11 protein-coding genes are annotated in these 13340 nt (G+C 46.2%); 6 read left to right on the top strand and 5 right to left on the bottom strand.

The genetic code is table 11. The annotated features are described in order from the left end of the window. Positions 1-48 precede the first annotated feature (48 nt). Positions 49-1755 carry a glycoside hydrolase family 2 protein gene (locus AC58QT_RS22630; RefSeq protein WP_497411021.1) on the bottom strand — a complete coding sequence of 569 codons (1707 nt, stop codon included), beginning with the start codon at positions 1753-1755 and terminating at the stop codon, positions 49-51. A 119-nt stretch (positions 1756-1874) separates the two neighbouring features. Between AC58QT_RS22630 and AC58QT_RS22625 the strand changes: the two genes are divergently transcribed. The 5 genes from AC58QT_RS22625 to AC58QT_RS22605 all read left to right on the top strand — a co-directional run bounded on the left by AC58QT_RS22625 (position 1875) and on the right by AC58QT_RS22605 (position 7712). Beyond that, entirely contained in the window at positions 1875-2687 is an 813-nt protein-coding gene (locus AC58QT_RS22625) for a helix-turn-helix transcriptional regulator (RefSeq protein WP_497411020.1), read from the top strand. An 18-nt stretch (positions 2688-2705) separates the two neighbouring features. Then, entirely contained in the window at positions 2706-3197 is a 492-nt protein-coding gene (locus tag AC58QT_RS22620; RefSeq protein ID WP_497411019.1) for a CYTH domain-containing protein, read from the top strand. A 28-nt stretch (positions 3198-3225) separates the two neighbouring features. Next, on the top strand, positions 3226-3819 hold the full coding sequence (locus tag AC58QT_RS22615) for an HAD family hydrolase (protein ID WP_497411018.1): 594 nt from the start codon (positions 3226-3228) through the stop codon (positions 3817-3819). Between the two features lie 143 nt (positions 3820-3962). After that, positions 3963-4376 (top strand): hypothetical protein, encoded by a 414-nt coding sequence (locus AC58QT_RS22610; RefSeq protein ID WP_497411017.1) that lies wholly within the window; start codon positions 3963-3965, stop codon positions 4374-4376. 66 nt (positions 4377-4442) lie between these two features. Next, complete coding sequence (locus AC58QT_RS22605; protein WP_497411016.1) at positions 4443-7712, top strand: hybrid sensor histidine kinase/response regulator; 3270 nt, start codon at positions 4443-4445, stop codon at positions 7710-7712. Positions 7713-7806: 94 nt separating this feature from the next. Here AC58QT_RS22605 and AC58QT_RS22600 read toward each other — a convergent pair whose 3' ends face one another. From AC58QT_RS22600 to AC58QT_RS22590, 3 genes are read right to left on the bottom strand one after another with little or no spacing between them, the layout of a single operon-like run. Beyond that, positions 7807-8661: an SDR family oxidoreductase gene (locus AC58QT_RS22600; protein ID WP_497411015.1), complete on the bottom strand. Its 855-nt coding sequence runs from the start codon at positions 8659-8661 to the stop codon at positions 7807-7809. Beyond that, positions 8645-9751 (bottom strand): mannonate dehydratase, encoded by a 1107-nt coding sequence (uxuA, locus tag AC58QT_RS22595; protein WP_497411014.1) that lies wholly within the window; start codon positions 9749-9751, stop codon positions 8645-8647. The genes AC58QT_RS22600 and uxuA overlap by 17 nt, the downstream gene beginning before the upstream one ends. A 30-nt stretch (positions 9752-9781) precedes the next feature. Beyond that, complete coding sequence (locus AC58QT_RS22590) at positions 9782-10459, bottom strand: GntR family transcriptional regulator (protein WP_497411013.1); 678 nt, start codon at positions 10457-10459, stop codon at positions 9782-9784. Positions 10460-10660: 201 nt separating this feature from the next. Here AC58QT_RS22590 and AC58QT_RS22585 point away from each other — a divergent pair, with 201 nt between their 5' ends. Then, positions 10661-12148 (top strand): amidase family protein, encoded by a 1488-nt coding sequence (locus AC58QT_RS22585; protein WP_497411012.1) that lies wholly within the window; start codon positions 10661-10663, stop codon positions 12146-12148. 38 nt (positions 12149-12186) lie between these two features. Here AC58QT_RS22585 and AC58QT_RS22580 read toward each other — a convergent pair whose 3' ends face one another. Beyond that, the gene (locus AC58QT_RS22580) at positions 12187-13266 is read right to left on the bottom strand and encodes a ParB/RepB/Spo0J family partition protein (protein WP_497411011.1); all 1080 of its coding nucleotides are present in this window, start codon (positions 13264-13266) and stop codon (positions 12187-12189) included. Between the last annotated feature and the right edge of the window lie 74 nt (positions 13267-13340).

Here is a 13340-nt window from a genome sequence, read left to right as displayed (position 1 = left end):
AAAACAAAGGAGCTAAGGGCAACATCCCTTAGCTCCTTCTATTTTCTCCTAGCGTTCGGAGCGATAGATCTCCTTCACTAAGCGATAAGCCAATTTCGGCTTGCGATACTCGCTGAGCAATCCTTTATTATTGAAGCTCCGCGCGCGGTCGCGGAAGTAAGGACGGTCGCTCCGCACATCGACGCGAATGTCGGCGAAGTGCCAGATCAGCGTGCCGACGATGCGCGGATCGTCGCGGAAGATTTTCAATGCGCGTGTGACGACGTCCGCTTGATAATCTTCACTGAAGAGGCGCGGTTCCCAGCCTGCGTCACCGAAAATGCCCGCAGCGCCGAACTCGCTCATGATCACAGGTTTGCCGCCAGCGCCTTGTTTCTCGGCATTCTTATAGTAGTTCTGCAGCATAGTACTAAATCCGTCAACGCTGCCTTCGTACCAGCCATAATATTTGTTAATCCCGATGACGTCAAAGTAAGATAATACGATATCTTCCTCAGGTTGCATCGTCGCATAAGTGACGAGCCTGCTCGAGTCCATACTGCGGATTTTGCTCACGAAAGCTTTTGTAAGCTCCAGCGCTTCCTGGGTCCGTGTATCGATTTCATTGTGCGCGCCCCAGAAAATGATAGAAGGATGATGGAAGTCGCGGCTGATCATTTCGCCCAGCATGTGAACGCCGCGCTCTCTGAAGATCGGGCTTGCCAGCGTTTCCACACTCATGAAACAACCCCACATCGGGATCTCGCTCCAGAGCAGCATCCCGTGCTCATCAAGCAGATCGATCCAGAACTGGCTTTGCGGATAATGAGACCCGCGAACGATATTGCAGCCCATGTCGGTCAAAATGTCCAGATCTTTCAACATCAGTTTCGGCGGAAACGCGAATCCCCACTCTGGGTGCTCTTCATGACGATTCACACCTTGAAGATAGAGCTTTTTGCCATTTAGTAGGATATCACTGCCCTGAACTTCAATGGTACGGAAGCCAGTCCGATCGATGAGATCATCATCACCAGCTTTAACCGTAAAAGTATAAAGCGCAGGTTGACCAACATCCCAACGCTTAATATTAGCTAGGCTTCCACTTAGGGAGATGCTGCTCGTTTGACCAGCGCCAACTTTGACATGTGCAGCGGATAGGGAAAGTCCGTCTGTACTCGCACTCACATCAATTTGGCAATCTTCTTGGCTTAACGAACTTACTTGAATGTGCAGTTGAATATCAGCTGTATTGTTATTCAATTGATAATCAATTTTCATCGAATCAATATAGACGTCAGGTAATTCTTGCAGCTCAACAGAACGAATAATGCCCCCGTAGGAGTGCCAATCGGCAATGTCTGTCGGCAGTGTCTGCCAATCCACCGTATTATCCACGCGAATGACAAGCTCATGCTTGCCTGTTGCGAGGTGTGGGAGAATCATTGAGAACTGTGTAAACCCGCCAAAGTGGTAGCCGATATGTTGTCCATCCACGTAGACATCGGCATGATGAAGAATGCCTTCAAAGACCAGTCGAATATTCGCTTCTTGCAGGGTATCAAAATAAGTGCGGTACCAAGCTGCACCAATATAATCATAAGTGCCTAACTCATTATTCCAGCAAGAAGGGACGACAAACTTTTTGGAATTCGTTGGGAAGTGAGAAGCCCAATCTTCGGAAACACCTCTATTGTCAGGATCTATGATGAAATCCCATAATCCATCTAAAATTCGGGTAGGTCTCAAGTTATGCTGCTGAAAAGTACGTATCACGTTCATTAAGCCCCTTTCATGTATGTTTCGTATAGCGTATCATAGAAGAAGATGGAATTTGAATGGATAAACCGCAACGCTTTTTGTCAAAATCGCTACAAGGCTGGTGAATCATTCTTTTGAATAACCACCGAATTTATCATCATCGACTCTCGTATGAGAAGCCACCAGTCCCCGGGTGGAAAGATATTCGAAATACGACAGATGTACACTCGCTGTATTGGATTATGAGTGGTGAAGGGGAATTTCGCCATGAGAATGATGTTGTGCCACTGCACGTACAGACTGGGAATTTGTTGTATCTAAAGCCTGGATTTACACTAACGATGACATCTTCTACAGACAAGCCGTTATGTATTAGGATGCTCCTTTTTGATGCATGGGATATTCCCTATGAAAACCTGAATTGGTTGAAGCCAATTCCTGTAGATGCGCTGCCAATTCCCTTCTATAAACCGTACACGGTTGAACAATCGGACTGGCTGGAAGCACAGCTTACCCGGTTATGGTCCTTTCATGGAACAGATCCAGAAATACGACAGGCTGAATTCCAGTATGTCTTAGTGCGGCTCATTCAATTCATGCGTGATACAGATACGTCCAGTGACCCTTATATGAAAGCCTTTCAACAAGCCAAGATGTGGATCGAAACTTGCTATCATCAGCCCATTCGTCTGGAGGAGTTGGCGAAAACCTACCATATCTCTGTCTCGCAGTTGCGTAAAATGTTTATGAAGCACGTGGGTATCTCGCCAAAGGCGTATTTAAATCAGGTTCGGAATGAGCAAGCGAAGACGATGCTTTTACTGACCGATGAGCCGATGAAGGCGATCGCGGATGCTTGTGGATTTGCAGATGAGTTTCATTTTGGTAAAATGTTTCGAGTATGGAACGAGATTTCACCGGTTCGTTTTCGAACAATGAACAAATAGAGAGGGGCTAACCGAATTATGGGTGCCGAGATTGAACGAAAGTATTTATTGCCCGCATTTCCTGCGGCTGAACTAGCAAATAATGAATTGGCTCAAGTGTCTAAGCAATACATTTATCAAACCTATTTGGCCTTCTCCGATGATCAGGAAATTCGCGTCCGCCAGCTCATCGATAGCTCAGGGGAATCACAGTATACGCATACCTTCAAATCGGGACACGGGATGGTGCGAGAAGAAGTCGAGTACGGTATTACTGAGCCTATCTATAAACAGTTGCTGGATCGGACTGGATTGATTCCGTTAGAGAAAATTCGTACGACCCTTGAAGCGAATGGATTTACTTACGAAATTGATGAATATAAACAAATTGATTTGCTTGTCGTTGAAGTCGAGTTCCCTGATTTGCAGGCTGCGCAGCAGTTTGTACCACCTGCCTGGTTCGGAAGAGAGCTCGGTTCAGAGGAAGAATTCCGTAATAAATCGATGTGGGTTGCCTTACAGAAGCGCTAATTCCAATGGGGGAAAGGTGGTAGGTAGTATGGCTAGACCACAATTGGTTCTTGATGTTGCAGGCGTACTCGTAACGAATTTCTCACCACAAGCTTGGAGCGGATTTTCTAGTGGCACGGAGGGCGAGTCGTTAGTTTCCTTGCCTCAGCGCTTTAAAGAAATTAAGGGCGATCTCTGGGTTGGTAAAATGAAAGAAGAGGACTTCTGGGTCTGGTTGAACGATTTGTTTCCAGAGCTGAACAACAAGGTTGATCGTTCATGGATACTCCAACAATTACAACCGTTAGCGGCGATGCAGCATTTGGAAACGTGGAGTCAGCACGCGGATATTCACTTGCTCAGCAATCATCGAATCGAATGGCTGTCACATCTGCTGGATCCCATCCGCCCCTTTTTAAAAAGTACAACGATCTCAAGCGAGGTGGGGTACTGCAAGCCAAATGCTGAGGTGTACGAGCTAGTTCACACGTATTTGGCCAATGAGCAAGCGGCGATCTTGTTCGTAGATGATCAAGAGCGAAATCTTGCGCCTGCTAGAGCTATTGGTTGGCATACCTTACTGGCTGATGCGGAAGGAACTTGGATGAATCGGGTTACGGCATTCATCAATGAAAATAAGTAATAAGTCCCCACGCCATCTTGGATTCGTTAGGGAAGTGTGAGTAAAAAACATGCTTCCCTAAAATGCGAGATAGAAGTTTCACAACATTTTCTAGATATGATCTAGTAGTGTTAGAACTTCTAAAGGAATTGTGAGGGCCATCTATGAATTTAATCCACTATTATCGTCAGCAATTTATCGAGTTAACAGCCCAGTTCGAGCAAGTGTGGGAGGAAGACTCGCATTATAAATTCGGTTTTCTTTGGCGTTTACAAGGAACCACGCCCTATAAAGAAATATTCCATATGACTCAAATCGGGCAAGAACCACTATATCTCATGTATGCCATTGAGCTGCCAGAGTCGTATAAAAGAACAAACATTAGCGATGTTATCAAAGATGTTGCTTCTGACTATGAGATGTCCATGTACGTGTTCTCTAGCAAGATTATGTTGACCTCTTGTATATCCATTGAATATCTACAACAAACGTCATTAGGCTTTATTCATCATGCTCGTGCTGAGTTGATCGATGTAGTCTTCTCCGTTATCCAACAAGTAGATTATGAAATCGTATAGATCTTGCCTGTTTTGATATCTATAATAGAGATAGATGGATGAGCGCAAACCGATGGGGTGGGTACGATGCTGAAAGACCTATTAAACAATTTTTCGATCGTAGCGGTATTTGTATTTATTTCTGTTCAGATTTTTTACTCTCCTAAATTAAAGGCAACAGCTCCATGGAAATTTCAACTATTGGCAGGTATCACGCACGGGTTATTCGGTGTTGTACTTGCCTTTCTTGGTGTCCATGTGGGCGAAAGGCACATTTTAGATTTGAAAGCGATTGCAATATTGATGGCCACTTTCATTGGTGGAGGCGTCTCGGGATTTATCACAACGTTTATCATTATTATTGGTCGAACGATGATAGATCCTGCGGTTTTGCTGCGCGTTTCGATACTGGGCTTTATTATCTATGCGGGATGCACGCTTATTCATTACTACATCCGGGACTTCGCGGTCAAATGGTTGCTGCTCGTGTTATGTCCTGTCAGTGTGTTATACGTCGATATGGTAATGATTTATCATCTTCCTGCCACTGAACTTGTGATTCCGAACTTACTCCTGCATCTCGCAGCTGGACTGTTCGTAGCTGGACTTATCCGCTATTTCCTGCGCGCTGAAGAGCTTAGAGGGCAAGTACGTCACATGCAGCAAGAGCTATCGGATATTCTGCGGTTCCAACCTGGGCTTACGTTTAAGCTCAAAAAAGTACAAAATAAACTGGTATACACCATTATCGATGGACAATTATTGCAACAGCTAGGGATTAAACCCGACGACTATTTCGATCGAGATGTTCATGCGATTCCCTATTTCTCGCAGGATGTTGCGCATTTCTTACACGCGAAGTATGAAGAAGCTTATGAAGGAAAGCCAGTGGCTTATGAGATGGACGTCCAAGGGAAAGTTATCTTCACGACTTTACAACCCGTATTTGATGGCGAACAGGTGGTTGAAGTAATAGGTTCAGCAACAGATGTTACCGAAAGAACTTTGGCGGAGCGTCACATACAGGAAAGTGAGGAGCGGAATCGGATTCTCGTTGAGAACTCGCAGGAAGGCATCCTTGGCTTCACAACAGAAGGTGAAATTACATCGGCGAATCAAGCGGCTTGTCAGCTCTCGCAAACCAGATTAGAGGACATGCTAGGCGTTAAAATGACGGCATTTCTCCCTCTTTCGGAACAGAAGCTGTGGGAACAGCATTTTCAAAAAGTGCTTATCAGGGAAGAGAATGTGAGGTTTGAGATTACTCTTCTTTCATCAGAGGGAATACGAAGAAACTATCGGGTTACACTTTCAGCTTATCATCACGCAACAGGTGAAGTGAAAGGCATTGTGGGTACGCTGCACGATTTTACGGAAGCCTCAATGCGTCATGCGGCTGATCAAGCCAACCTAGCGAAGAGTCACTTCATCGCCAAAATGAGCCATGAAATTCGTACGCCTCTGAATGGCATCATCGGGCTATCACAACTTTTAGGGAAAACACCACTCTCTGATCATCAGAAGGATTATTTGACGAATATAACCTCTTCCTCACACACGTTATTGGGGATTATCAATGATGTATTGGACATATCCAAAGTAGAGGCGGGGAAACTTGAGGTAGAACGAACAAGTTTTCATCTGGATGGGCTGCTGAAGGAGCTCTCCAACATTTGCAGTGTGTTATCGAAGAGCCATCCGATTGAGCTTATTTTTAGCACGCCAGCTGAACTGCCTAGACAATTATTAGGAGACCCGCTGCGATTGAAGCAGGTTCTGCTGAATCTCTGCAGCAACGCGATTAAATTTACTAGCGCGGGCTATGTCATGCTGCATATCGAGCTGTGTCCGCAGTCAACACCTGAAGAGATACGACTGCAGTTTAGTGTAGAAGATTCCGGTATTGGCATATCGACAGATCGTCTTTCTTTCATATTTGAACCTTTCTCTCAAGCAGATGGCTCAACGAGTCGCGAGTATGGCGGAACGGGTTTGGGACTTCCAATCAGTCAACATTTAATCAGTCTAATGGGCGGGGAACTTAACGTTCAAAGCACAGTTGGAAGCGGGAGTCGGTTCGTGTTTACGCTGCCATTCCAAGTGATTGAGCAGGACGATCCTGATGAGTGGGATATTGGCGAGGGGAATACCCCTTATCGCATATTGGTTGTCGAGGACCATCCGCTGATGAGAAACAGCTTGCAGGAAATGTTGGAGTCATTCTCTCTCCTAGTCACGACCATTCCTTCATGGTTTGCGTTATTTCAGCAACTGAGAGACCAAGAAGAAAGAGAAGATGAGTATCCGTGCCTTATCCTCGATATGGAAAGTGATGACATGTATGGCTTAGAGACATGGGATACGCTTCTTACCAACCTTCATCGAGATCGTACGCGCATCATTTGCTTGACATCTTCCATGGGGAAGGAAGAGCTTCTCACACTTCCTGAAGAGATCAGGCCGGATGCGGTGCTTGTTAAACCGATTAGTCGACTAGAACTGCATCAGACGCTGAACTATTTGTTCCACGCTAAGGATCAGGCACAAGAAGCTGCTGATGGGCCGAAATCGAATGACTCCCTTGCAGATTATGCAAAGGGGCATATTCTTCTTGTTGAAGATAATGATATCAATCAACAGGTTGCTACGGAACTCATCGAGGAGCGAGGCTATAAGGTTATCTTAGCGACGAATGGTCAAGAAGCATTGGATAAGCTGGAAAAAAGCGAGTTTGCCTTGGTGCTTATGGATATCCACATGCCTGTGATGGATGGTGTAGAAGCAACGAGACGGATTCGGCTGAATCCGAAATTTCGTGAATTGCCAATTATCGGACTTACAGCTAATGTGGTCAAACAGGACCATGAAGCCTATATCCGAATGGGGATGAACGATATCGTTAGTAAGCCATTAGATGTGAAGCATCTGTTTCGAGTCATGCATAAATGGATAGAACCTAAGGGGGCGCATGAGCGAGAAAGAAGCATGAAAGAACCTTACCTTGTTGAAGAAACTCCTTATTATCAAGGCATTGCTGCGATAGACTGGGAAGGGGCTTTGGCTCGCGTAGAGGGGAAAGAAAGTATCCTTCTCGTTATGCTGCAGTTGTTCAAGAAAAATTATAGCGATTTTGCTGATCAGCTTCGCGGATATCAACGTGAGGAGGATTGGGTGGCTGCCAAAAGAGCAGCACATACGCTCATCGGTGTAGCTGGCAGCTTGTCGGCTGATGCTCTGCATGCGGAAGCGGTTAAGCTCCAATCCGCGATAGTCGTGAAAACAAATTACGTGGAGCAGCTTGCTGAGATTGAAGCGGAAATTAAACGTATTATCGTCTGTATTCCGGATGAAGCGTAAGCGGTGATGAAGGAACAGTGTCAAAATAAAAAAACAAAAACCGTTCCACGGCATAGCTCACAATGAGCGTTATGCAATGAAACGGTTTTTGTTTCTACACGCCTGAATAGGCCATAAATCCGCCATCGACAGGGATCGTCGTACCCGTAACAAAGCGGGACATATCGGAATCGGCTAGCCACAGCAACGTGCCTAGTAAATCCTCCGGCTTGCCGAATCGGCGCATCGGGGTGTGGGCAATGATTTTATGCGAGCGGTCCGTGAGTGAGCCGTCTTCTTTCATTAACAATTTGGCATTTTGCTCTGTCAAAAAGAACCCTGGCGCAATGGCATTCACACGAATGCCGCTTTCTGCCAAATGAACAGCCAACCATTGCGTAAAGTTGTCGATAGCTGCTTTGGCAGCGCTGTAGGCAGGAACTTTCGTCATTGGCGAGGGTGCGCTCATGGATGAGATATTAATGACGGTTGCGCCTTCTTTGCCATGCATATGTTTCGTAAACACTTGCGTTGGAATCAGTGTTCCCACGAAGTTTAGGTCCAGCACGTTGCGGAAACCAGGGATGCTTAGATCATAGAAGGATTGTACATCGGGATTCGTCATATCTTCCATTTTGAAAATCTCATTCGTCGTATTCGCACTGGCATGGTTGCCACCCGCACCATTAATGAGAATATCACAGGTACCCAGTAATTCCCTCACCGTAGCTGCAGCTTGCTCTACACTTTCAGCTACGGTGACATCGCAGGCAACAGCGATCGCTTCGCCACCAGCCTCCTCAATGTCACGAACCACAGCTAAGCCTTTCTCGTGGGTGCGATTCAGAATAGCAACACGTGCGCCTTGTCTAGCTAGTTCGATAGCCATCACGCGGCAAAGTACACCAGCGCCCCCTGTAATCACAACGACTTTCCCCTTGAGGGATGGAAAATTAGTTAATGCGCTCATATTCGTTAACAGCTCCTTTGTGTGATGTAACCTCTTGGCGACACAGCATGTCCCAAAGTCCCCATAAATACATGATCCCTAACGCCCGGTCATAGAGCCCATACCCAGGTCTGCAACGCTCATCCCAAATATGTCGGCCATGATCTGGACGGCAGAAGCCTTCGTAATTGTTGGCATGCAACGCCTGCACAATACCTGACATATCCACTGTGCCATCCTTCGTACGATGAGAGGTCTCGATGAAATCACCATTCTCATATACGCGAACATTCCGCAGATGAGCAAAAGGAATCCGATCAGCGAATTCGTGCACGATCGAGACAATATCATTGCTCGGGTTCGCACCGAGTGAGCCACTGCACATCGTAAGCCCGTTATACGGGCTGTCATGCAAGGCTAAGAAACGGCGAATATTCGCTTGGCTCGTCATTAAGCGCGGAAGTCCAAACACGGACCAAGGCGGGTCATCCGGGTGAATCGCCATTCGAATTCCGTGCTCGGCGGCTACAGGAATAATTTCATCTAAGAAATACTTGAGGTTCGCCCAGAGATGTTCTTCAGAGACATCTTTGTACGCATCAAAAAGATCCGTCAAATGAGCCAGCCGCTCAGGCTCCCAGCCAGGCATGCTGAAATCAGGATTGGCATTAATTCGACCGACATGCTCAGCGAGATCGAGATTGGCAATTTTACTTTTTTCATAAAATAAGGCCGTCGAACCGTCTTCCAGCTCCTTATGTAAATCCGTACGTACCCAGTCGAAGACGGGCATGAAATTGTAGCAAATGACTGTGACACCAACTTGTGCTAGTGTTGCGATCGTTTTCTTATAATTAGCGATGTAGCTATCACGACTTGGCAGTCCTAATTTAATGTCTTCATGAATGTTGACGCTTTCTACAACTTGCATATGCAGGCCAGCGGCATCAGCTTCAGTTTTAATCTTCTGAATCTTATCCATCGGCCATTCTTCACCGGCAGGAACATCATGGAGTGCCCAGACGATGCCTTCTACACCAGGAATTTGTTTAATTTGCTTAAGCGTGACCGTATCGTTGCCTTCTCCAAACCAGCGGAATACCATTTTCATAGCTGTGCACTCGCCTCCATTGTCATCAACCTATTTGAAATACGTAGGGAATTTCTCTTTCAATAATGCTTGATCGGCAATGCCGACGTGAAGATGAGCATGGATTAACTGCTCTGCCGTATCAGGCTGCTGCTCCTTGATGGCATCAACAATTTGCCCATGTTGCGCATACAGTTCATCCCAATGGTGATCCGTCGCTAAGCGAAGCATACGGGTACGGTTTAAATGCACATTAATCTGCCCAATGACCGCCCATGTGTTCATTTTCTTGCAACCTTCGAAAATCGTGCGATGAAACGCTTCATCCAGTTCGAACATTCTCTTGTAGTCTTGTTCATCCATGCAGACTTTCTGAGAGGCCAAATTCATTTGAAGTACACGCAGGGATTCGTCTGGAAAAGACAAACAGGCCAAGCGAATAACAGCGCTTTCTAGATGTTCGCGAATGAAGCGTGCTTCATCGACCAGCTCCAAATCAATGCGTGAGACGACCGTACCACGTTGCGGGTAGATGTCGAGCAGGCCTTCCTGTGCGAGTTGGACGAAACTTTCGCGAACAGGCGTCCGACTCACACCAAAGCTAACCGACATTTCTTTCTCCGAAATGGTGGCCCCTGGAAGCAGGGTAAGACTTAGAATTTGATCTTTTAGCGTGTGGTAGACAGCATCGCGGGTTGAGTTAATCAGTGGTTTTTTGAAAAAATCCATGCGGGTCTCCTTTGCTACTTATAACCTAAACTCATATTACCATACTTGTATGGTAGTGTGGTAGTGGGTGATTGTTTGGATTTTATTGTAACTTTGCCCCGATAGTTGCCTATAGGTAAACTTGCCGACTTTCTTTTACAGGAAATGGATATCGGATGGAGAAGTGTTGTAGCTAACACAGAAAAGATGAGGAGATCACCAATGTTGATAGACCCTATACAAGAGAAATGGCTAATTGAGGCTGATATAATGAGCATCCAGAAAGCGATGACTGCGGGGGTGGTTACCTCGGTGCAGATCGTGCACATGTATCTAGCTCGTATTGCGAAGTATGATTCCGAATTGCATGCCATTTTGGAAATAAATCCAGATGCACTGCACATTGCGGAAGATCTAGACAAAGAAAGAAGTTCTAAAGGTGCGCGCGGGATATTGCACGGTATTCCTATTCTATTAAAGGATAATATCGATACGCAGGACAGGATGCATACGAGTGCTGGATCACTATCCCTCGCTAATTCGTGTGCTGCTGAAGACTCTTTTGTTGCGTCTCAGCTTCGCGCAGCTGGGGCGGTCTTACTTGGTAAAACCAATATGACCGAATGGGCTGGTTTCATGTCCGGACAAATATGGGCAGGGTATAGCGCGCGAGGCGGATTGACCCTGAATCCGTATGGCCCCGGTGAGCTCTTCGTCGGCGGGTCAAGTTCTGGTTCTGCTGCAGCGACGGCAGCACATTTTGCAGCTGCTGCCATTGGCACTGAAACATCGGGCTCGATCATTAGCCCTTCCAGCCAAAACAGTCTCGTTGGTATTAAGCCGACCTTAGGGCTTGTTAGTCGATCAGGGATCATTCCGATTGCGCATAGTCAAGACACTGCGGGTCCTATGGCTAGATCGGTTCGGGACGCAGCGATCGTACTTGGCGCTTTGACAGGAATAGATGAGAGGGATGGGGCTACGTTATCAAGTAAGGGGCATTCGGTTCAGGATTATACCCAATTCCTTGAAGAGGGTTTTTTGGCAAAGGCTCGTATCGGAATTCCCCGTTTTTATTATGCGCATTTAGACCAAGCTAGACTTGAAATCGTTGAAGCGGCGATTGCCGTTTTGAAGCAAAAAGGGGCAACGATTATCGATCCGGTCGTACTGCCCTGTGAACAAATAAAATGGGATTACAATGTCATGTTATACGAGTTTAAAAAGGGCTTGAATGATTATCTAGCACAGCTGCCCGAACATGTACCGGTTCATTCATTGGCTGAAGTCATTGCCTTTAATGATGAGCATGCGCCGAAGACACTGAAATATGGGCAAGGAAATTTACTGAGGTCAGAGCAAACAAGCGGGACATTGACGGAACAAGCCTATATGGACAGTCTGAGGCAAAATGGGGAGTATGCTCGTGCGCTCGGCATCGATCATGCCCTAGAGGAGCATCAGCTTGATGCTCTGTTGTTCCTAGGGAATGAAGGCGGTGCTGATCTGGCCGCTAGAGCGGGCTATCCTTCAATCACGGTACCTGGCGGGTACGCTGCAACAGGGGTTATCGCGCCAGGCGGTTACATAACCAAAGGCCCGCAAGGTATTACTTTCGTTGGTACGGCGTATAGTGAACCTACGTTGCTTCGGATTGCCTATGGATTTGAACAAACAACAAAACACCGCATCCAGCCCGAGCTTTCCTAGATAGGATCAGCGCGAGTTACATGCGGTATCTGTAAACATTACTTAGAAACAGCGAATACTTGAATCTTCTTCCAAGCATCTAATTGTTGTTCCAACTGTTCCACTAACGTCGAGACGTCTTGTGAGAACAGTTCTTTTTGTTGTTCATTCATCTCATCTTGCGCCAAAGCTAGTTCACTTGGAGCGGGAGGAGCAGGGAATACTCGAATTAATTGCTGTAGTTTAGCGTGTAGTGGGTTTACAGTGGCTGTATGTGCGTCAGGTTGCCCCGAGGGAGCCGTAGTGTGTGCTACCACAGCATCTGTGACATTAACAGCTGCGGTGTCAGCCGTTTCCATTTCATTAACCTGATTTTTAACCTTCTCAGCCTTGGCAGGTGCCTTGGTCGCAATGGGCTTCGCTCGCTCTGCTCGATTGTTCTGAAAGGTGGACCAGGTTTCAATTAATTCGTGCCCAGACTTATACAGCAACTGGCCTTTGATTCTGTCAGAGATGTCCTTGTCCTTAAACATCTTCGCAATTTTCTTCACATCACTGACGGGCATTTCATCACGTGCCATAATCAGCGCTAACGGATCACGATGCTCCATTGGCAGATCCTTCAACGGTAGCAATTGATCTTCCGTGAGCTTGTCTTTGCGAATCTCGGTTCCGCCTACGATGAGCTTCTTGACGGAGTTTCCAAACTTGAGCAGCTCACATTTGTTTTTGATATAAGATTCAGGCTTGCCCAGCTTGCTAGAGAGATATTTAATGGACGAGCTAAACTTCGCTTCATGCATGAGCTTATGAAAAGCTTCGGCTTCCTCAATCGGTGAGAAGCCTTCTCGAGTTAGATTTTCCGCAATCTGCTCCAAATAGATTTCCATTTCATCCGTTACCGTAGATACGATACAAGGGATTGTTGGAAGACCTAGCATTTTACTAGCTTTGTAACGGCGATTGCCATAAATAATCTTATACCGATTGTCAGAGGTAGTGCGTACTTTAATTGGTGAGAGTAAGCCAATTTCGCCAATACTTTTCATTAACTCTTGTAAAGCCTCTTCATCGAATTGATAACGGGGTTGATCCGTGTCTTCATCAATGAGGTGCATAGAAATTGTATGTATATCCATCTTCATGTCTCCATTCGTTCGAGGTCGTCTAGCTTAATTATATAACAAGGTTGGAAACGTGGGAATCCATTCCA

This window comes from Paenibacillus sp. J31R109, from assembly GCF_059692055.1.
This window is presented reverse-complemented; position numbering and strand designations above follow the sequence as displayed.

Coding starts and splice junctions, on each gene's coding strand:
- AC58QT_RS22620 (WP_497411019.1), top strand. CDS start 2,706: ATGGGTGCCGAGATTGAACGAAAGTATTTATTGCCCGCATTTCCTGCG.
- AC58QT_RS22615 (WP_497411018.1), top strand. CDS start 3,226: ATGGCTAGACCACAATTGGTTCTTGATGTTGCAGGCGTACTCGTAACG.
- AC58QT_RS22610 (WP_497411017.1), top strand. CDS start 3,963: ATGAATTTAATCCACTATTATCGTCAGCAATTTATCGAGTTAACAGCC.
- AC58QT_RS22605 (WP_497411016.1), top strand. CDS start 4,443: ATGCTGAAAGACCTATTAAACAATTTTTCGATCGTAGCGGTATTTGTA.
- AC58QT_RS22600 (WP_497411015.1), bottom strand. CDS start 8,661: ATGAGCGCATTAACTAATTTTCCATCCCTCAAGGGGAAAGTCGTTGTG.
- uxuA (WP_497411014.1), bottom strand. CDS start 9,751: ATGAAAATGGTATTCCGCTGGTTTGGAGAAGGCAACGATACGGTCACG.
- AC58QT_RS22590 (WP_497411013.1), bottom strand. CDS start 10,459: ATGGATTTTTTCAAAAAACCACTGATTAACTCAACCCGCGATGCTGTC.
- AC58QT_RS22585 (WP_497411012.1), top strand. CDS start 10,661: ATGTTGATAGACCCTATACAAGAGAAATGGCTAATTGAGGCTGATATA.
- AC58QT_RS22580 (WP_497411011.1), bottom strand. CDS start 13,266: ATGGATATACATACAATTTCTATGCACCTCATTGATGAAGACACGGAT.